The sequence below is a fragment of the Staphylococcus xylosus genome, from assembly GCF_002732165.1.
GTDB lineage: Bacteria > Bacillota > Bacilli > Staphylococcales > Staphylococcaceae > Staphylococcus > Staphylococcus xylosus.
In genome coordinates, this window is record NZ_MRZO01000002.1 from 166612 (window position 1) to 187442 (window position 20831).

A 20831-nucleotide genomic window follows, 5' to 3' on the forward strand; every position below is an offset into this window, starting at 1 on the left:
CACCCTTTCTTATCCTGATTAATGATTAGTTACGTAGTGGTTTACCTTTTTCTAACATATGTGAAATTCTGTCATACGTTTTTTTGTTTTGTAAAAGTTCTAAAAATCTCTCTTTTTCAAGTTTTTGCAAGTATCTTTGATTAACGTAAGTGTTACGCGGAATATCTCCACCCGATAATACTTCTGCCACTTTCAACGTAATTTCATAATCATAGTCACTGATAAAATGACCCATACGTTGTGCGTCTAACTGGCCTTCAGCTAATGCTTTAAAGTCTTTTCCTAACGCTATATATTGTGTTTTTGGCGTTGGCACATAATTTGTTTCCGCTTCATAACGCGCTCTGTTTAAGGCTACCTCTACACGTCTTTCAGTATTTAAAATTACTGTATCTGTATTTCTTAAATAACCAAATTGGATAGCTTCATAGGCATTAGTTGAAACTTTAGCAAAACCAATTTGCATTAATATATCCGTAATTGATTTTTGTTTATCATCATTTTTATGATTCGTACGTAGCACTCTATCTGTTAATTCAGCGAGCCCACCACCAGCAGGTAATAAGCCAACTCCTGTTTCAACAAGACCTATATAAGATTCACTTGCAGCAACTACAATTGGTGAATGTAAAACTAACTCACAACCACCACCTAAGGCTCTACCGTGAACTGCTGTCACTACTGGTTTCAATGAATATTTCAATCTAGAGAATACGTGGTGTAGTTGTTCAACTGCTGCGCCAACTTCTTCTACTACACGACCTTCTTCATGTGCTTTTTTCATTTGGAATAAGTTCGCGCCAACACTAAAGTTATTTCCACCGCCATAAATGACCATGCTCGTATAATCTTCGCTTTCTAATTTATTAATTGCATCTAATAAATCATCAAGAAAACCATTAGAGATAACATTATTTTTACTTTGTAGTTTTAATAAAAGTTGGTCTTTATTGGCTACTGATAAATTTGAGTCCTCTTTATCCCAAATTTCTTCATCAATATATTCTGCTACCGGTGTAATTCGCTCGATTGATTCACCTTCACTATAGAATGGCGCAGTACGTTGTTCTATCCAATCTGGTAGCTGACCTAACTCTTCTTTCATACGTGATTTCACACGTTCGAATCCCATTAAATCCCATAGTTGAAATGCTCCTAGCTTCCAATTGAATCCCCATACTAATGCACGATCAATATCTTTGAAGGATTCTGCAGCTTTCGGCACATTAACTGCTGAATAATAGAAATTATTTCTTAACGTTTCCCATAAGAACACGCCTGCATCATCTTGTGCGTTAAAGATAACGTCTAAATTATTAACTAAGTCTTTACTGAATTTACCTAAAATTTCTAATTGTGGTTGTTCAGGCGCTACATAATCATTCTGTTCTGGGTCAAACACATAACGCTTTTTATCTACTTTTTTATAAAACCCTTGTTTAGTTTTATTACCTAACGCGCCATTTTCCACTAATTTTTCAGACAGTTTAATATCGTGGAAGAAGGGCTGTTCTTCAGGTATACTTTGTAATCCTTTGATAACTGCTATAGCGATATCTAATCCTACTAAATCAGACAAGCCATATGTCCCCATCTTAGGACGCCCAATACTTCGACCCGTTAATGCATCTACTTCTGTTATAGAAAATCCTTGTTGTTCAGCTCTATACATAATGTCATTCATCGTTTGAGTACCGACGCGGTTAGCAACAAATCCTGGCACGTCATTTGCAACAATGACACCTTTACCAAGTACGTCTTCAGCAAATGCCTGCACACGTGCAATAACTTTTTCAGAAGTATTGCTATTTGGAATAACCTCCACTAATTTCATAATACGTGGTGGGTTGAAGAAATGCATTCCAAAGAATCTTTCTTTGTCTTGTGTATCAAATACATTTGCGATTGATTCGATTGGTATTCCTGAAGTATTCGTCGCAAATATCGCTTCTTTTTTGGCAACGTCTTTCACTTTAGTCCAAACTTGATGCTTAATATCTACTTCTTCTTTAACTGCTTCTATATAAATATCTGCATCATCTTGTCCTACTAAATCTTCATTGAAATTTCCGTAAGATAAATTGGATGCAAATGCTAAATCAAATAATTGTGGACGTTTAGGATTTGTTATAATCTCATATGCTTTTCTTGAAATTTTATTAGGATCATTTTCATCAATCACAATATCTAGCAGTTTTACTTTTAGTCCTGCATTAACAAGCAGTGCTGCGATTTGACTGCCCATTGTACCTGCGCCTAATACTGTTGCTTTTCTTATCGTCATACTAAACCCTCCAAATTTTTTCTTGAATTACATATATGTGTGCTAAATAAATGCCGAATCACCCGTGATTGCTCTTCCAATTACTAAGGCGTTAACTTCATGTGTGCCTTCATAAGTGTAAATAGCTTCAGCATCTGCAAAGAATCTAGCGATATCATATTCTCCAGCTAAAATACCATTACCTCCATGTACACCACGTCCCATAGCTACAGATTCTCTTAATCTTAATGAGTTCATCATTTTCGCAGTTGAGGTCGCTACTTCGTCGTACTCTCCATTAGCCTGCATGCGAGCAAGCTGTGCACATGTAGCCATTGCTTGCGCTAAATTACCTTGCATCATGGCTAATTTTTCTTGAATTAACTGGAACTTACTAATCTCTTTACCAAACTGTTTACGTTTTGTTACATAGTCTGTCGTTGCTCTCAAAGCACCAGCCATAGCGCCTGTAGCCATATATGCAACACCAGCACGTGTAGAGTACAAGACTTTCGCAATATCTTTAAAGGAATTAATATTTTGCAAACGTTTATCCTCTTTGACGACTACATTTTTCAATCGAATTTTTGCGTTAGGAACAATTCTTAATGCTATTTTATGTTCTAACAGTTCAATTTCCACACCTTCTTGACTTGGTTCAATGATGAAACCTTTTGGCTTACCTGTATCGACATCAACCGCATATACAGGCATAACATCAGCTACATTTGCTCCGCCAATCCATTTCTTCTCACCATTGATAATCCATTCATCGCCTTCTCTTTTAGCCGTCGTTTCTAATCCACCTGCAACATCAGATCCATGCTCTGGTTCAGTTAATGCAAAACATGTACGCAATTCATGAGATTGTAATTTGGGTAAGTAGTAAGCTTGTTGTTCTTTACTACCACCAAACCAAAATGAATTATGTCCTAATCCTTGATGGACACCTAACAATGTCGCTAAAGAGACATCAAATCTTGCTATTGTATATGACATAAAGAATTGGAACATTTGGCTTGGTGTTTGCGCACCTTCACGACCTTCAAAAAGTAATGGGTTTCTGAAATAATTTAATTTACCTAACTCTTCGAAATAACCTTCTGGTTCAGTAGCATTTAACCAATGCTCATTGACTGAATCTCGGTATTTTTCTTCTAACATGTCATTCAACTGTTTTAGCAGTTTAACTTCGCCTTCCGTTAAATCTTTCGCAATGCTTAAGATATCCTCTGGGTATAGTGCTTTGATTGTTTCTTCTTTTGTTGGCATAATTAAAACCTCCATTGTAATGTTTGCGCTTACATTTTTATAGAAAAAAATTTGCTTATTAATTAATTTAATTCATCTTTACCTTGAGCTAACTTCTGAGCTTTATCATTCATGTATTTCTTAAGTTCCAACTTGTCTGCTTTTGAAGTAGAATTTAAAGGCATATGTGTCAGTTTTAGATATAATCTCGGTATTTTATAACCTGCAATGTTCTCTCGCATATGTTTATCTAATTTCTGTTCAAAGTCTGGGTCATCTTCAGTAAGTACAACCGCTGCAGAAACTGATTCACCATATTTAGGGCTATCATATCCGACAACCACACCTTGAGCTACAAGTGGATGTTCTGATAATACCGCTTCAACTTCGGAAGGTAATACATTCTCGCCACCAGTAATAATCATTTCTTTGCGGCGATCAACGATATAGACATCACCATCTTCATCTACTTTGGCTAAATCACCAGTTAAGAAATATTCACCATGAAACGTTTTTGCAGTTTCTTCTGGTTTATTCCAATAACCTGGTGTCACGTTATTCCCACGAACCCCAAGTTCACCAATTTCTCCAACTTCTACTTCTTCTAAATTATTATCAAATATGCATATATCCATGAACATTACTGGTTGTCCAATACTACCGGGCTTCTGCGCCCCATTCTCTGGTGTATTAACCATGACGAGTGGTGCTTCAGTTAAACCATAACCGTTAATAATAGAATATCCCATACTATTAAATTTCTTTTGAACCATTGGTAATGGGGCTGAGCCACCTTGAATTAAGAAATCGATACTTTCAAAGTTTTTCAGGTCAAAATTTTCAGCTACTAACATTGCATAATACATCGTTGGAATCTGAATTAAATAATTTGGCTGGTACTGAGCCATTAAATCATTTAAAGATTCGCCATTAAAGTAACGTTGCAGTATAAGCGTGCCACCAGCCATTAATAAAGGTAGTGTCAAATCGTTAAACCCTAATACATGAAACATAGGTGTTGAAATAATAGTTGTGTACGTCGAATTAATTTTATAAGTTAGCGCTATATTAATTGGATTATTGACAAAAGAATCATATGAAAACATAACTCCTTTAGGCAATCCCGTCGTACCACTTGTATACATTAAAGAAGCTAAATCACTTCCTTCAACACTTACAGTATTGAAAGGGCGATGTTGTGTTGGGTCTACAATGTCATCATATACTTTTGAGTCTATATCCATGTGTAGTAATTCATCTGCAACGCCTTCTAAACTTGAAACATGCTTTTCAGCGTAGAAAATGAGTTTCACATTTGAATCAGTGATAACACTCTCAATCTCCTGCGTTTTTAAACGCCAATTAATCGGCAAGTATACTGCACCTAATTTAAATGAAGCAAACATCAAATCTAATAGCGCTACATCATTAGGTGTGAATATACCGACGACATCACCACGTTTAATACCTTGATCTTGTAAATAATTGGCTAAGTTTTCTGCACGAATATTCAAATCTTTATAGGACCATTCAGTGCCTTTGAATGGATCAATCACTGCGGCTTTATTATCGTCAAACGTTGCTCTTGTTTTAATCCAGTCGTAGTTCATATTTTTCTCCCCCTTATTTAAATACGATGTTCCGACTTAATTGCTTGAGACAATCCTCCCCATTCATCTTGATAAATATCGCTATCGGTCACTTTGATATCATCTGCAATGATAGGTTTAAATGCCATATGTGCTAAAATGTCTTTTTCTAGATCCAAGCCAGGTGCTATCTCAAGAAGTTTTAACCCCTTAGACGTTAATACAAAAACTGCGCGTTCCGTTACAAAATAAACTTCTTGCTTTAGTTCCAAAGCGTTGTGGGCGTTAAAATCCGTATTACCAATATTATTTACAAATTTTGAAGTATGACCCTCTTGCTTCACAGTTACTTTGTTATTTTCATACGATAGTTGACCCCCGACAACCATCGAACCTGAAAAAACAATGGTGTGCACTGTTTGGCTGATGTCTATAAAGCCGCCACAGCCATTCATTTTATCTCCAAACTTTGAAACATTTACATTTCCATATTGATCAACTTCGGCAAAACTGAGATACGCTACATCTAACCCATCGTTATAAATGAAATCCCATGTCATGTCGTGTCTCATACGAGCACTCAAATTATAATTCATACCAAATCGCGATCCACTACTGATTAAACCACCGAAAACACCTGTATCAATATTTGGTTGTACTAGATGATTCACTTGTTCTTCAATTAACACATTGGATAATTCATTATTTATGCCAAAACCAATACTGATTACGTCTCCCTCGAGTAGAAATTGAGCTGCACGTCTCAAGATTACTTTACGGGTACCTAAAGCTATATATGGTTCTCGCATCTTAACAATTTGATAATGACCAGAGAGTGCTGGATCATAATGTGTTTGTACGACCTGTCTATGAAGCTTTGGATTCGTATTAATCACTACATAATCCACTAGCTTTCCTGGAATAAATACATCGCTTGGGTTAAAGCTGCCTTTTTCTACAACATCTTTAACTTGAACAATCACTTTTCCTTTATTCCTATGCGTTGCAGCCGCCAAACTATAACCTTCGCCTAAATGGGCCTCATGAGTCATATAAATATTTCCATCTGTGTCGGCATATGTACCTCTTAATAGTGCTATATCAATATCAGGAAAATGATACTGTAAATACTTTTGATCATTAATTTCTATCAATGACACTAAATCCTCTGTTGTACATGTATTGACTTTACCTCCTGAATAACGAGGATCTACATTGGTATTTAGGCCGATTTTAGATATTATGCCTGGTGAAGCGTGTGTTTTATTTCTATAGTGTGTCGTAATCACACCTTGTGGTAAATAATATGCTTCAATGTCATTATTGCGCATTGCATTGATGGTTTCTGGTGAACCAGTAATGATGCTTGTAATTAATCGCTTAATCATACCCCTTGTTGTAAAAGAATCTAAATCATAACTATCTCCACGATAATCACTAATGTCATTCGCTAGCATAAAAGTAAAATCCTTAAAAGATTGATCTTCATCATTATGTTCGACTAACGTTTTCAATATCTCAGCTGGTAAATTAGCCGTTGATAAGGCTGCCAGAGCTATAACATCACCTTTTTTAATGATGCTTGTTAAATCTGAAAATGGAATAATTTTCATATAGGTGTCTCCTATCTTTATTTAATCCAAACTGTTATACATAATTTCCCCTTTTAAAGCCTCTCCTTTTTTATAAATGTAAGCCCTTACATGTAATATACCATTATTTTTGAAAATTATGCAAAAATTTCAAAAATTACAATTAAATTCCTTTTTCACAACTTATAATCAAGGTATTTATCAACTAAACATCATCTGCAAACTAATATTTTCATCTAATATACTTAATGTTATCTGGTAATAATATAGAGGCAATAATACCTGAGAGTGCTTGTGATGATTGGTTAATAGTCTACTATTATTCAAGTTCTATAAATCATAAGAATTTTATTTTTGTGAAGAAAGTTAACGTTTTAAGTTATGTTTTTTTACACAAATTTTGAATACAAAAACTTTTATAATAATATGTAAATGTAATATAAATTCAAAACAAGGGGGCGCTTGATTATGTTATCTGGATTATTAGGACCAATCGTTGATTTTATTGCTGCTTTAGGACTTTAATTTCTTTGACTCAGAATTCATAGACAATACTTCATATTCTCATTTCATAGGAATGTTGATGATATCAATTTAAACAAGGGGGCGCTTGATTATGTTATCTGGACTATTAGGACCAATCGTTGATTTAATTGCTGCTTTAGGACTTTAATTAAACACAATCAGTGCATTGTTATAAACATCAAACTAAAACACTTTCGCCGAATTTATTAAGCGAAAGTGTTTTTTATATCTGGACAGCTACGATCGTCTGCTTTTTTAAAATAAATAAAAGCGAAACTTAACAATTATGTATATATCGCGCATCATATAATTATAAATATCTAATTTATACATTAGGTTAGCCTAAATATATTGTTAAGAAGATGAAAATATGTCATAATTGCACACATGTTTTTTAAGTGAACAAGTAAATAATTATGAAATACTTTGTATGAATATGATGTCTATCACCTTCCCTTAAATAAGACACCCTAGTGATTGGAGATGATAAAATGAAAGTAAACAATAATATTCTAGAAAGAAATAACGCGTTATTCAATAAATATGAAGCGTTATTGAAAATGATTCAACAAGGAGAAGATAGTCAATTTATATATAGTTTTTCTTGTTTACATCCATATGAAAAAAGTGAATTTTTCTTGCTAGTGGATGAAGAAGAAAGGTTATATATGTATCACTGTCTAAATTCGGAAGAAATGGCACAAATTTTAAGTAATACCGAAAGCCTAAGACAAGATATGTCAATTATCTTTAAAGAAATGCCTAATGATTTTTCTAGAGAAGCAATATTAAAAATGTCAGATGACGATGCAACTTATGTATTAAATTTATTAGATAATGATCAAAGATTAGAAATTTTCAACTCCTTACCAGATCAGAAAGCATATGAGCTTAAAAATTTAATGAGTTACCACCACGAAACTGCTGGCAGTATCATGACAACCGAATATATATCAATTTCACCAACAATGACAGCTGGAGATGCATTGAAGCATATTAAGACACGTTCCGGCAAAGTACAAACGATTTATGTAGTCTATGTAGTAAATAACGATAATGAACTTATTGGCGTGCTTTCTCTCAGAAACATTATTAATTCAGATCCTACCCAACGTATTAGCGATGTGATGAATTCAGATGTTATTAAAATTGAGAGTTTTATAGATCAAGAAGAAATTGCACATGTGATGCGTAAATATGATTTCTTAGCCATCCCAGTAGTTGACAATTATAATCATCTAGTAGGAATGATTACTGTAGATGACATCATTGATGTAATCGATAAAGAAGCAAATGAAGACTATCTAAAAATGGCCGCTCTTGACCATGTGAGCGATGCAGAGGGCACAGTCATTAATAGAGCAACTAAACGTTTACCTTGGTTAATATTACTTACCTTTTTAGGGATGATTACTGCCACTATACTAAGTTCTTTTGAAGATACTTTAGCTAAAGTGTCACTGCTCGCAGCGTTTATTCCTATTATTAGTGGTATGTCCGGTAATACAGGTACACAATCATTAGCAGTATCAGTAAGAGGGATATCTACAGGAGAAATGAAAAAGAAAAATAAATTTAAGCACGCCCTAAAAGAATCAACGAGCGGCTTAATCACTAGTAGTGTATGTGGCTTTATCCTCTTTTTAGTTATATTAATTATTTATAGCCAACCTTTATTAGGTTTGATTGTAGCTATCAGTTTAACAATTGCTATGACAGTAGGTACTACAATTGGTTCATTAATACCATTCTTAATGACTAAGATAGGTATTGACCCAGCTGTCGCTAGTGGTCCCTTCATCACAACGATTAACGATATCGTAAGCATGCTAGTATACTTCAGCCTTGCTACAACATTTATAAGTTCTCTCACTTAAAATATGTTCCATTTAAAACGTCACTACTCAATTATTTGAGTATGTGGCGTTTTTTGTTAACTTCCTTTAACTCACTCGATATACTTATTAATTTAAACACCGTCTGGTTAGGCATTAGTCAGTCACTGAACATTTAAAATAGTATTAGAATGAGATAATAATCTAATTTAGGTAAAAAGATTTTATCGCCCCACTACCAAGTCAAAATGACTAGGATTGGTAGGCATAAAAGATTTACCTGAGATGAAATTCTTATGTAATCACTACTAATATGCACAAGTAGACGACCTGAACAAAGGCTCATGCAGACGTCCCATCCTTATAAACAAAAAAACGGCAAGGCTAGACAAGAATCTAATTTTACTCATTAGATATCGCCGTCTTGGCCTTACCATTTTTAGTTTATTGAAGTTTTTACTTATAGTATAAATGTCCCTCTAGTGCTATTAATTTTCTTTATTTTTTCAATCCATCTGTAAGCACATCTAAATTATATTCAAGGTATTTCAAATAAGTATCTGCTTGCTCACCTTTTTTACCTATTTCATCTGAATAGATTGGTTTTTTATAAATAGGTACACCGGTTTCGTTAGATACTGTTTTCATTGGACGTGTATCGACGTTAGATTCTACAAATAAAGTAGCAGGTTTATTACTTTTTATAAATTTAGTTAAATCTTTGATTTGATTTGGAGTGCCATTCTCATCCGTATCAATTGGCCAAATATAACCTTCTTTTAGATCATAACGGTCAGTCAGATATTGAAAGGCTTGCTCACTAGCTACAAATACACGGTCTTCTTCAGGGATACTACCGAGTTGTTGGTTATAGTCATCCTCAATGTTATTTAATTTCTTTAAGTATTCTTTTTCATTAGCTTCATAATAACTTTTATATTTGGGATTTCTTTCTGATAATGATTTTGTAATATTTTTAATCATTTTTTCTCCAACATTTGGGTCGATGAAAGCATGTGGATTTACTTCTTTATTACCATCTTCGTCTTTAATGTATTTAGGTGAAACCCCTTCTGATACTTTAATAGCATTCTTTTTAGAAAAATCGGTAGAACTTAAAGCTTTAGAGAGCCAACCTTGATCTCCACCTTCTAAATTCAACCCATTATAAAAAACTAAATCAGCTTGAGATAAATGTTTAATGTCGCTTGGTTGCGGCTCGTAATCGTGTGGATCTGTACCAGTCGGAACAAGATTGGTTACTTCCACATGTTTCCCACCTATTTCTTTGGCCATATCCTCAATCATTGAAAAACTTGTAACGACTTTAACTTTATCTTTATCAACAGCTTTCAGCTGATTGTCAGAATCGGTGTCTTTTTGATTATTGCCACATGCTGATAATATTATCGTTAATAACGCTGTAGCTAAAATTAATATTATTTTTTTCATTGTGAGACCTCCTATCTATGATTTAATCATTTTCCATAGCAATCCATTTTTCGGTGCTAAGAAGAATGTAATGATGAATATGATTGTAATTACCAACACGATGACTACGCCTGATGGTAAATTAAATGTCACGCTAAAGAACAGTCCAATCACAGATGACACCATACCTATCAACGCAGAAGTTAAGATCATCGTTGATAACCTTTTGGTCAATAAATAAGCCGTAGATGCTGGCGTAATTAATAATGAAACAACTAAAATCACACCTACTGTTTGTAGTGAAGCTACAGTTACTAACGTTAATAAAACCATAAGCGTATAGTGGATGAATTTTACTGGTAAGCCAGACGCAGCTGCCATTGTGGGATCAAAACTGGATAGTAAAAATTCTTTATAAAATACAATAATGACTATCAAGACAATCGCTACTACAATAAATGTGATAGTTCTATCTTCTGGCTTCACAGTTAACACGTTACCAAATAAAATTTCTGTCAAATCTATGGATGACTGTGCTTTAGTAATGAGTAATACACCCAGCGCTAAAAATGAAGAAAATACAATACCTATTGAGGAATCACTCTTAATCTTACTGTTTTGGTTAACAAAACCAATGCCTAATGCCGCTAGTACACCAAATACCACAGCCCCATAAAAGAAATTAATCCCCATCATATAAGAAATTGCCACACCAGGTAGGACAGCATGTGAAATCGCGTCTCCCATTAAAGCAAGACTTCTAAGTACAATAAAGCACCCTATCACACCACAAATCATCCCTATTACAATTGAAGTAATGAGCGCTCGTTGTAGAAAACTAAATTCAAATACATCGTGTATAAACTGACTAACCATGATGCGCCCCACTTTCTGAAGCGATTAAAATATCAGTACCGTAGGCAGCTTTTAAATTACTGCTATTAAATACTGTCCCTACCGAACCAAAATCAATTAATCGTTTATTTAAAATAATTAAACTATCAAAGTATTTCTCTACTTTAGATAAGTCATGATGAACAATTATAATTGTTTTACCTTTTTGAGATAACTCTTTTAACAATTTGACTATAATTTCTTCACTTGTAATATCGATACCAACAAAAGGTTCATCTAATAAAATAAGATCTGTTTGTTGAACGAGTGTTCTCGCAATAAGTACACGTTGAAATTGTCCACCTGATAGCTCTCCAATTTGATTATCTTTATACTCAAGCATATTTACTTTTTTAAGTGCCAATTCAGCCTCATGTTTTTGTTTTTTACTTGGTAATTGCCACGGTTTTAATATCGGATAAAACCCTAACATCACACAATCTAAAACTTTCATTGGAAATGTTGAATCAATATTACTTTTTTGTTCGACATATGAAATATTTTTAGGTTGCTTAGCTATTGGCAAATCGTTGAAGCGTACTATGCCTTTATGCGGCATCAAATTAACTATAGACTTAATTAACGTTGTTTTGCCTGCCCCATTAGGCCCGACAATGCCTACAATTTGTCCTTTTATAAGTTGGAAAGAAACATCTTGTAACGCTTCTGTTTTATTTTCATACGTTACAGATAAATTTTTTATATCTAACATGAAATTACTCCTTCCCTTCTTTTATGATATAAAAACAATAATATTAGGCTAACCTAATTTAGATATTTAGTCAATAAAATAATTTTATTCAAGATGTTATTAAAACAATAATTATATGTTTAACTTTGCAGTTATTTTTGATTTTAAAACGATTGGCAGATCAAATTAATGTTATCGCTTAAAACCTAAAATGTTAAAATTCAATTTTTCCTTATACTTAAAGAAATAAAAAATAACAGCTAATATTTCTTAAATATAAATAAAAAACTTCCCACCTAAGGCAGAAAGTTTGAATGGCTATTTATTTTCTAAATTTTTATTTACGATTGCTTTTTTAGATGGAATAGGAACAATAAAACTGGAGAAAGGTAATTTACTTATTAAATAAATCACTAATACTGAAATACATAATACAATGATATATGAAGCAACAAATGTAGAAGGATTATTTACAATATCAACATATGGAGTTTGTCTATATACCATAATTATAAAAACGTGAATTAAATAAATTCCCATAGAATAATTACCTATAACTGTTAAAGTTTGAGTTAACAACGTATGATTCTTAACATGGCTATAAAATATAATTAATAAAGCAAGAAAAATTGGTATATATATAATATTAGCAACGTTCGTCGAACCATATAAGTTTGTAGTGTCAATTTTAATAATTAAATCGATAAATAGAAGGATTCCAATGATTTTGAAATATATTTTATACTTTAAAACAATATCATTAATTTCTTTATAATACTTCGCATAACAGATACCGAGGAAAAAGAAAGATATCCAATTTAAGATAAATGCTTTACTATTAACGAACGTATTTAACATTTCACTATACAAAGTAACTGCACCACTACCATAGCTTAACCAAAGCGCATTAATCAGCGTTCCTATTACATACGCAATAATCAGTGGTGCTCCTTTTTTCAGTTTATGCACAAAAGGAAATAACACATAAAATTGAATCACTACTAAAATAAAGTACAAATGAATTTCTGCAGTCCCTAAAAGATAGTACTTAATTATTGGTGTTCCTGCTGGATAATACGTATTCGATAAAAGTATTCTCAATATAAGATATAAAGTAGTCCAAAGTATATAAGGGATTAAAATTTTTGTGAATCTAGATTTAATAAAATAAGGTAGTTCGAACTCACGCTTTAGTGTCGAACTTGTAAGTAAAAAAGCACTAATCACTGCAAAAATAGGTGTCCCTAACCTCGCTATTTGATTAAAATAAGATAAAACTGGGTCTACGATAACACCATTTGAATTATATAATTGTGCCGTTAAATGTATACAAAGCACTAACATCGTTGCTATAGCTCTTATGACTGGTATTTCTCCATAGTATTTCATAAACTGCACCTCTAAATTTGTTATAAGCATTTTTTAAATTTAATAAAATTGCAACTAATTGATGATAACATGTATTATAAATTTAAAATACAACTAATACATAATTATAATTCAACACGCATATAATTTGTTCACAAGTTTTCAAGAAAGAGATGCACGTTATCTTTTCTTAATATTAATGTAATGAAATTTTTTAATAAAAAGAGGGTAGGATGGAAACTAAAATTTTCAAATTAGTTTCTTAATCCTGCCCTCACAGTATTGATTAGATAGCTATAATATTATTTATTTGCTCGAAATAAATTATGCTTTTATATTTTTAGGAATAATGATTTGCGCTACAATGATACCTATAATCATCAAGGATACGCCTGTAATCATTGACCAAGCAGCTGCTACACTAGCACTATTCGATACTTGTAATGTCGCGAAAATAGTCGTGTACATTGCTATACCAAAAGCACCGCCTAAAGTAGCACTCATTTTATAAAGTCCTGATGCTAGACCCACCTTTTCATCAGGAATAGTTAATATTGCAACAGTTAAACCAGGCGTTGCACACAAACCATTACCAATGGCACAAATGACAAAACCAAACGTGACAGCTGCAATATACCATTCAGATGGTAAAATAGTTAAACTGATAAATATAATACCAATTGCAGGAAAGGCTGGTCCTAATAGTAACATTGGTTTTCCACCATGCTTCATCGATATTTTCTCACCTAAACGAATCATTAAAATTGCCATAATTACATAAGGTACTGTTACTAATCCAGATTGAAATGAACTCAACCCTAATTCAACCTGGGCATACATATTAAACACCGTTGTAATACCTACAGCTGAGTTTAAAACAAAATTTATCACAGATGATCCCATTAAACCACGATTGCGAAATAACTCAAAATCTATAAATGGTAGGTGTTTACGACGCTCAAAGAAGTAAAATATAATTGTCGAAATAACAAAGATACTTAAACAAATCATTGAAAAAGGACTTGTCCAACCTTGTTCAAAGCCTTGTGTTGTAAATAAAGTAATACTTCCTATAAGTACCGCAAATATTAACATACCTGCATAATCGAAAGGTCGTTTGTCTATAACTTCCTTAGCTTCTTCTTTTGTACCAAGTAATAATAGAAATGCAATAATTGCTATAATAATGGATAGTATAAAGTTAGATTGCCAATTAATATATGTAGCAATCAATCCTCCCACCATAGAGGCTAAACCTATACCACCTACACTACCAATCATTAAATAACTGAAAGCTCTTCGTAATGCTTTACCATTAAATTGATCGTTGAACACACCAACTGTTGAAGGTAATAATATAGCTGCAGAAATCCCTTGCAAAATTCTACCAATAAGTAGTAGCGCTGTAATATCAGAAATAATAATTAATAGTGAACCTATAATACTTAAAATAATGCCAATATAAGTCATTTTTAAGCGACCAATTTTATCTGATATATCACCGGCACCCACCATAAAAATACCCGTTGCAAAAGAAGTAATACTAACAGACAAATTCAAAATTCCTGGAGTAGTATGATAAGTCTGTTGGACTGGTGTTGATATATTTATAAACGATTGGGCAAATAGCCAATACGTTAATATACTTAAAACAATTGCTAAAATCAATTTATTGCCAGAGCGTGAATGTTCGCTTGTGCTCATGATGTAAAACGCCTCCTAATATCAATAATAAAGCTAGAATAATGAAAGTTTCTTAAAAACTCTCCTCATTCTACTCCTAACTGATAATATCACAGAAACATTGAATTATTGTGAGCATTATAATGTTTTTAGTTATTTTTTAGTAGTTTTTCATATTCACAACTTATTTAAAGCCTAATAATAAATTAAGTGTTTGTACCACACCATCTTCATCATTATTTTTTGCTATTAAATTAGCTTCTTTCTTTAATTCTGGGTATGCATTGTCCATCGCAACTTTATATTTAGCTGCTTTAAACAAATCAATGTCATTTAACCCGTCCCCAAATGCTATTGTATCTGTGGGACTTATTTGCAGTAATCTTTGTATTCGCCGAATCGTTGTCCCCTTATTAACACCTAAATCTGCGATATCAATCCACTCATCATCAGAAGCTATAATATAAACCTCTGACTCATAATGCTTTATTTGATTAGCAGTAGTCTTACAATTTCCCATAGCATCATGAGCTGAAATTTTTAAGAAATCATCTTCAACTTCAGCAAAATCATTGATATATGTTACGTTTTGAAATGAGCCATGCACAATTTTCTTTTCAATTTCTGGTATGTGATTTAATACATAAGCGCCCTTTTCAGTACAACCTAATATGGTTTGTGTTTGATCAATATCTTGAATCGTCTGTATAATTTCTTTCCCTTTTGTATTTTTAATTTTGGCATTATAAATAAACTCTCCATTATATTTAATCCTCGTTGCACTATCTCCAACAATAAATGTATCTTTGGACAACTCTCCAATAATACTTTCAACACGCTCACATTGTTTTCCAGTACAAAAGACAAAGCGAATTTGATGTTCTTCACAATTTTCTTTTAATAATTGAAAAGATTCGCTATTAAATTGACTGTCACTATTCAAAAAAGTACCATCCATATCTGCAACAATAAGCTTAATATTCACTTTTATGCCCCCTATGATTAATATTTATACTAATTGTATCTATTTGCTAATAGAAAAAACAATATTTACATTCAATAAACTGAGTATTCTATTCTTCAGTGAAAAAATATATAACTTTTACCACATTAATAGTTGATATATAATAAATATATAAATTCAATATACAATAAGCATATAAATAACGCTTTTATTTAAGGAGAGCAAAATATAATGGAGCTCAGACATATGAAGTACTTCGTGGAAGTGGTTAATTTAAAAAGCATGACTAAGGCAGCGTCAAAACTATTTATTACACAGCCTACTATTAGCAATACAATCAAATTATTAGAAGATGAATTAGATGTTACTTTATTTCACAGATTTAAAAACCAAATTTATTTAACAGACGCTGGTGAGGCATTTTTCTTCCAATGTAAAGAGATGCTAAAAATGTATGACAACATTCCTAACGATTTAAGCAATTTACTAGAAATGAAGTCCGGTCATTTAAAAATAGGCATACCCACTATCATTAATATACGAAAACTGATTAATTTAATTTCTCAGTTTCATGAGTCTTATCCAAATGTGACTTTCCAACTTTTTGAAAATGGAAGCAAAAAAATTGAAAATGATATTTATTATGGAGATTTAGACATGGGCATCACCGTTTTACCAACTGATACTAAAATTTTTAGTACTTTTGCATTTTTAGAGGAGTCTCTAAAGCTCGTCGTGCATAAAAACCATCACCTCGCTAATAAACAGATGATAGATATAGAAGATTTAGTAAATGAGGAATTTATTTTATTTAACTCTGACTTTTATCTAAACGATAAAATTATTAATATTTGTAGAAATCATGGATTTAATCCAAATGTTATTTTTGAAACAACACAATGGAGTTTTATTGGAGAAATGCTTTTAAATAATATGGGCGTTTGTGTGCTACCAGAAGGAATTTTAGAATTATTAGACTCTGATTTAACAGCAATAAACATCAATGAAGCATCGATGAAATGGGAGTTAGCACTTATTTGGAGAAAAGATACAATAGTCGATTCACTTACTAAAAATTGGATTAAATTTATACAAGAAAACTTTTTATTGAATGATTAAAGAACAAGGTATTTGTAAATTTTATACCTTTATAAATTATAGATATTTTATAGTTATAACTGCTCCTCCTATAATTTAATGTGTAATAAATAATATAAACGGGAGATAAGTTATGGAAAATTATAAGTATCCGAACGACAGTAAAATTATTAGTACTGATCAAGTATTAATTAATGATTTAAACAATTATAATACCTTATTTGGTGGCGTATTAATGAAAAAAATTGATAATAACGCTACTTTATCAGCACGAAGACATGCACGAGTTAAAGAATGTGTGACTGCATCCACTGATTCTATAGAATTTTTACATCCTATTACCCAATTAGACTCTGTTTGTATTGAATCTTATGTAGCTTATACAGGAGAAAAATCAATGGAAATATTTTGTAAAGTAATTGCAGAAGACATGATAACTGCTGAGCGAAAAATAGCTGCAGTTGCCTTTTTAACATTTGTTGCTCTAGATGAACATAAAAAACCAATCAAAGTAGCAAATATCACACCTCAAACCCAAGAAGAAAAATTATTGTATATGCATGGAGAAGATAGAGCAAACATGCGAAAGCATAGACGTCAACAAAGTAAACACCTTATTCAGTCACTTAATACAGTTAAGCCCTGGGCATTGGAGGTTGTAAACAAATGATAAACGAAATGGAAAAACTACAACAAATTAAAACAAATCTGTCTCAATTACAAGTTCATTCACCAGAACTCTACTTAAAATTAGAATATATTGCCAGTTTAACTAGACAACTGAGCATACATTATAAATATTTAGGATTACTTATGTTTTCAGAAGACTCATATGTTATTCAAGAAAACAGACCCTCTTTAATTAGAGATTCTGTTTTAAGTTTATACGAACAAGAAGTTGAAAAAGTAAAAAGTAATGATTCATTTAATGATTTCTATGGTATGATTCAAAAATTTCAAGATATAGCTTATTCACAAGTATTTCTCATTATTTTAGGCGCTGAACCTAGCTTCGTATTTCAGAATACGATTATTAAATAGTTAGAGCAAGCTTTTAAAAAATGAGGTGTACTTAATGAGCATATCCGAGTGTAGATATGTATGCGTCAAAAGCAACCAAACCTTTATAGTAGGTAAGCTATATTGGTTATTTCCAACAGAAGTTACAACTTTAGATGAAAATTATTCTTACGTTTCCAATGATGGCCAACTATTAACAGAGTCGTATAAAACAAATCATTTTATAAAAGCCAAAAATTTAGCGAGTCAGAGTTGTTAGTATAAAGCATTCGTAATATCATTAAACCGATAATACAACATCACTCCTGTTCCCTAAACCACTACCCAATAGTAATTAAAATCAAAGACCAAAACTCTGATTCCCTTATCCTAGCGTTTTGATTGTGAATCTAAACATAATAGTTTATTGGATAATGTAAGAATTGACATAGATTAAAATGGCCGAGACATAATTTTGATGTCTCGGCCGTAATCATTGTATTGACAGTATCTATCATTATCTACAATTTTATATATTGTTTAAGTTTACTTCTTTATTCTCTTCCTTGTTTTCAATAATGTATTTTAACTTTTCGGCCAGTACATTACCGAAAGACTCTGAATACGTATTTGTCATATGATCCATGTCTCTATAAATATTAATATTTCCAATTACTGGCGCATATTGATTATCTACTTTAAAAAATTCAGTAGGGTCAAATTTGTATAGTCTCTCATCATTTTCAGCAAAATCTTGCCAATATGATATGTCTTTTTGGCTTTCAAAATCGTTCATTTTTTTGATAGTTTTCTCTTCGCCAAACTTTTCAAATTCTTCAGGAACACTAAAATCATAAGTTGGAATATCTCGTATAGCAAGAACATCCATATCATACTCATCCTTCACAATATTCAATTGATTAATCATTTGATTTTGAACCCATTTGCTATCGCTAGCAGCTGAAGTTGCATGTGATACAACTAAGTCTATATCTTTATGATGCTGTAAATAGTCGTTAACATTTTTAACCCATTTTCCTTTAGGGCTATCATCTTCATAGCCAGTAGAAAAACGTGTGCCAGAACGTGTAATATTCAATATTCTATAACCATTTTTATCTGCCGCTTTAATAAATCCACCAAGCCAATGCTCAGAGTGAGAACTTCCAACTAAAGCAATAGTCGCTTTATAGTTCTTTGTTTTACCATATTCACCTACTTTTACATCTGTTTCTTTAAGGTTTTGGTTACTATTATCAAGATGAGATTGAGGTAAATCATCAAACACTTTTGCAAAATTTGGCATAGGGTTTTGCTCTTCAATTTCTTCACTTTTGGCGACTGCATCTACACCCGGATAATATTTATGGCTTACTTCCTTATCAGAACCGCTGTTTTTCATTACACCCATCACAAATAATGACACAATTAAAATTAAATTCACTGATAATACTTTACCTAACTTTGAAAAAGCTTTTTTATTATTTTGACCGTTTCTAATAGGTGCTTCAATAAACCTCGTCATAAAGAAAGATAAACCAATTGATAACAAAATAATCATTACACCTGATATTAGTCCTGGCTCTTCTGCAATTTTAAACTTATAGAAAGAAAGTAATACCCAGTGCCATAAATAAATACCAAAGGATATACCCCCTAGTTTTGTCATAATAGGTAATGCTAAAAATCTTTTCACACCATATTTTGTATCCACATTACCAGAAAGAACAATAAGTAATGCACATGTCATTGGCCATAAGGCAATATATCCAGGGAATAGTTTAGACACATCAAATAAAGCACCTGTTAATATCAATCCTACTAAACCTATCCAGCCAATAATAGCAGCTGCTAAACGATTAATTTTGATTCGTCCTAAATTAACACATAATAAACCACCTAAAGCGAATTCCCATACCCTTGTAAATGTAATGAAGTATGCAAAAGGTTGATTAACTTGGGTAAGATATATGGAATAAATAAATGACACTATGAATATAGTCGTTAGTAAAAAGTTAACAAGTTTTTTGCCATTCGATAGCGCATATTTTCGTACTAAATATAAAACAAATGTAAATAATAAAAACCAAATAAGATAAAATTGGCCTTGGATAGACATGGCCCAAAAATGTTCAAGTGGACTCTTCATTTGGTTAGCATCTAAGTAATCTGTACTACTAAATGCAAGCTGCCAGTTTTGATAATAAAATATTGAAGCTAGTGCTTCTTTAATCGTTTTCGTTAAAATCGTAAGCGGTAAAAAGAAGAAACTTAACACCAATGTCACCAAAACTATAAATAATGCTGATGGTAAGAGACGCTTCAATAATTTAGATATGTATGGCCAAAACTTATATTCTCCAGTTTTATTTATGGTTGAGATAATAGATGTTGTTATTAAAAAACCAGATATAACAAAGAAGACGTCCACGCCTCCCGACACTCTTCCAAACCATATATGATAAATAGCGACAAGTAGTGCTGCTACTATTCTTAGTCCTTCAATTTCAGGACGAAATTTGCGTTCAATATCAATTAAATTTTTATTTTGATTCATTTTAATCCCCTTAATAAAATATACTCATTACTTCCCATGACTTATTGATGATAGAAAACACATAAGCGCGTGACAGAAGTTTGACAATAGC

15 protein-coding genes are annotated in these 20831 nt (G+C 32.3%); 4 read left to right on the forward strand and 11 right to left on the reverse strand.

What is annotated here, in order from left to right; translation table 11 throughout:
- Window positions 1–25: 25 nt before the first annotated feature.
- The 4 genes from fadB to fadX all read right to left on the reverse strand — a co-directional run bounded on the left by fadB (window position 26) and on the right by fadX (window position 6716).
- Window positions 26–2284, reverse strand: a complete 2259-nt coding sequence (gene fadB / locus BTM19_RS04155) for a 3-hydroxyacyl-CoA dehydrogenase/crotonase FadB (protein WP_029378754.1) — start codon at window positions 2282–2284, stop codon at window positions 26–28.
- A gap of 42 nt (window positions 2285–2326) precedes the next feature.
- Window positions 2327–3535: an acyl-CoA dehydrogenase FadE gene (gene fadE, locus BTM19_RS04160; RefSeq protein ID WP_029378753.1), complete on the reverse strand. Its 1209-nt coding sequence runs from the start codon at window positions 3533–3535 to the stop codon at window positions 2327–2329.
- A 62-nt stretch (window positions 3536–3597) separates the two neighbouring features.
- Window positions 3598–5124 (reverse strand): long-chain-fatty-acid--CoA ligase FadD, encoded by a 1527-nt coding sequence (gene fadD, locus BTM19_RS04165; protein WP_029378752.1) that lies wholly within the window; start codon window positions 5122–5124, stop codon window positions 3598–3600.
- A 17-nt stretch (window positions 5125–5141) separates the two neighbouring features.
- Window positions 5142–6716, reverse strand: coding sequence for a fatty acid degradation protein FadX (gene fadX / locus BTM19_RS04170; protein WP_029378751.1), 1575 nt, complete (start codon window positions 6714–6716; stop codon window positions 5142–5144).
- Between the two features lie 995 nt (window positions 6717–7711).
- On the opposite strand from fadX, the gene mgtE reads away from it, so the two are divergent.
- Window positions 7712–9097: a magnesium transporter gene (gene mgtE / locus BTM19_RS04175; protein ID WP_029378750.1), complete on the forward strand. Its 1386-nt coding sequence runs from the start codon at window positions 7712–7714 to the stop codon at window positions 9095–9097.
- Window positions 9098–9553: 456 nt separating this feature from the next.
- On the opposite strand, the gene BTM19_RS13035 is transcribed toward mgtE, so the two are convergent.
- From BTM19_RS13035 to BTM19_RS04200, 6 genes are all read right to left on the reverse strand, one after another.
- Window positions 9554–10507, reverse strand: coding sequence for a metal ABC transporter substrate-binding protein (locus BTM19_RS13035; protein WP_103262208.1), 954 nt, complete (start codon window positions 10505–10507; stop codon window positions 9554–9556).
- Window positions 10508–10522: 15 nt separating this feature from the next.
- On the reverse strand, window positions 10523–11362 hold the full coding sequence (locus tag BTM19_RS13040; protein WP_029378748.1) for a metal ABC transporter permease: 840 nt from the start codon (window positions 11360–11362) through the stop codon (window positions 10523–10525).
- Window positions 11355–12092, reverse strand: coding sequence for a metal ABC transporter ATP-binding protein (locus BTM19_RS04185; protein ID WP_029378747.1), 738 nt, complete (start codon window positions 12090–12092; stop codon window positions 11355–11357). The genes BTM19_RS13040 and BTM19_RS04185 overlap by 8 nt, the downstream gene beginning before the upstream one ends.
- Before the next feature lie 297 nt (window positions 12093–12389).
- Window positions 12390–13460, reverse strand: a complete 1071-nt coding sequence (locus BTM19_RS04190) for an acyltransferase (protein ID WP_038679489.1) — start codon at window positions 13458–13460, stop codon at window positions 12390–12392.
- A 303-nt stretch (window positions 13461–13763) separates the two neighbouring features.
- Window positions 13764–15143, reverse strand: a complete 1380-nt coding sequence (locus BTM19_RS04195) for an MFS transporter (protein WP_099265738.1) — start codon at window positions 15141–15143, stop codon at window positions 13764–13766.
- Window positions 15144–15306: 163 nt separating this feature from the next.
- Entirely contained in the window at window positions 15307–16107 is an 801-nt protein-coding gene (locus BTM19_RS04200) for a Cof-type HAD-IIB family hydrolase (protein ID WP_038679487.1), read from the reverse strand.
- A gap of 210 nt (window positions 16108–16317) precedes the next feature.
- Here BTM19_RS04200 and cidR point away from each other — a divergent pair, with 210 nt between their 5' ends.
- From cidR to BTM19_RS04215, 3 genes are all read left to right on the forward strand, one after another.
- Window positions 16318–17205 carry a cidABC operon transcriptional activator CidR gene (gene cidR, locus BTM19_RS04205; RefSeq protein ID WP_029378738.1) on the forward strand — a complete coding sequence of 296 codons (888 nt, stop codon included), beginning with the start codon at window positions 16318–16320 and terminating at the stop codon, window positions 17203–17205.
- Between the two features lie 112 nt (window positions 17206–17317).
- On the forward strand, window positions 17318–17854 hold the full coding sequence (locus tag BTM19_RS04210) for an acyl-CoA thioesterase (RefSeq protein ID WP_029378737.1): 537 nt from the start codon (window positions 17318–17320) through the stop codon (window positions 17852–17854).
- Window positions 17851–18225, forward strand: a complete 375-nt coding sequence (locus BTM19_RS04215; RefSeq protein WP_029378736.1) for a hypothetical protein — start codon at window positions 17851–17853, stop codon at window positions 18223–18225. The genes BTM19_RS04210 and BTM19_RS04215 overlap by 4 nt, the downstream gene beginning before the upstream one ends.
- Window positions 18226–18712: 487 nt before the next feature.
- On the opposite strand, the gene BTM19_RS04225 is transcribed toward BTM19_RS04215, so the two are convergent.
- Window positions 18713–20740 (reverse strand): acyltransferase family protein, encoded by a 2028-nt coding sequence (locus tag BTM19_RS04225; RefSeq protein ID WP_099265739.1) that lies wholly within the window; start codon window positions 20738–20740, stop codon window positions 18713–18715.
- Window positions 20741–20831: the final 91 nt, after the last annotated feature.